Here is a 1505-nt window from a genome sequence, read left to right as displayed (position 1 = left end):
GTAAGACCGTATGTCCTTCCGGCGGGGGTGGCTTGCCCTACACTCCCTTTGCGAGGGTTGCTCGGATAGGCCGAGCCGATCCTCCCTGGCAGGAGGACAAGCCGTGAAGCATTGTACAGAAGTTTTCGTTGGTATCGATGTATCGAAGGCACGCAACGCTATTGCGCTGGCAGACGGCGAGCGGGGTGGTGAAGTTCGCTATCTCGGTGAGATCGATGCGTCCGTGGAGAATATGCGGCGTTTTGTGAAGCGCTTGGCCGCAAAACATGAAAGGCTGTACTTTTGTTACGAGGCCGGCCCTACAGGCTATGGCCTTCATCGCCTCATCACCGAGATGGGCTACGACTGCATCGTCGTTGCGCCTTCGCTCATCCCAAAGAAGCCGGGAGACCGGGTTAAGACAAATCGGCGCGATGCAGTTTCGCTGGCAAAGCTACTTCGTGCTGACGAACTGACGGCGGTCTGGGTGCCTGACGCTGGACACGAGGCAATGCGCGACCTGGTTCGTGCACGAACGGCTGCCGTAGAATGCTTGCGCGTGCATCGCCAGCAGGTCAGCGCCTTCATGCTGAAGCATGGCAGGATCTATCCTCAAAAGACAGGTTGGACGATGCGCTATTTGCGCTGGCTTCAAGAGCAGAGGTTTGATCATCCGGCGCATCAGATAGCACTGCAGGAGATGGTTGATGCGGTGCGTGTTGCCAAGGGGCGAATGATCCGACTGGAGGAGGCTATCGCCGAATTCGTTGCTTCCTGGTCGCTCGGTCCCCTTGTGGTTGCCTTACAAGCTCTGCGCGGGGTCAATCTGATTGTCGCCGTCACTTTTGTGGCAGAGATCGGCGATGTCTCTCGGTTCGACAACCCTCGCCAGCTCATGGGATACCTCGGCCTTGTGCCCGGCGAACGTTCGACCGGAGATACCATACGGAAAGGAGGTATCACAAAGGCCGGAAATAGCCGCGTTCGCAGCCTCCTCGTCGAGAGCGCCTGGACGTATCGACACCCGCCCAAGATTGGAAAGACGAAACTCTACCGGTTGGAAGCCGCTCCGCCGAAAGTGCGCGAGATCGCCTGGAAGGCACAAACGCGCCTGACGGCCCGCTACAGAGCCTTGAGCGCCAGAGGAAAGAAGACGACGGTGGTCTGCACCGCGATCGCGCGCGAACTCGCGGGCTTCATGTGGTCAGTCGCTCGAGAGATTAAAGCCGCTTGAACTTGCGACTGCCTTGTTGGCAGGAAGCACCCTCCCGCTCATAGGCGGGGGCGGGACTACGGCAGGGGAATTCCCGACGGATGCTTTGTGGCCGGCACGTGCCGACGCCCGTTGTAAGATCGGGAAGAGCCCCGGACGCAAATTCGGGAATGCGGTATCCAATCCGCGCATCAGAGCTTGATCACCGACGTCCTTCAGGTCCCGTCTCCACCTATGAGCGTGCATCCTTGACCACCGCTCCGCCGAGCGGTTGGTCTCGTGCGTCCAGAGTCTTGACAACGGACATCAGAGC

At 59.3% G+C, this 1505-nt stretch carries 1 protein-coding gene; it reads left to right on the top strand.

From position 1 onward, the window contains the following. Positions 1-103 precede the first annotated feature (103 nt). Positions 104-1213, top strand: a complete 1110-nt coding sequence (locus AC1D2N_RS36165; RefSeq protein ID WP_130654384.1) for an IS110 family RNA-guided transposase — start codon at positions 104-106, stop codon at positions 1211-1213. The last annotated feature ends 292 nt before the right edge of the window (positions 1214-1505 follow it).

Source organism: Rhizobium sp. P1_B8, assembly GCF_056406515.1.
The sequence above is the reverse complement of the archived record's forward strand: the minus strand, read 5'-3'. Positions and strand labels throughout refer to the sequence as shown.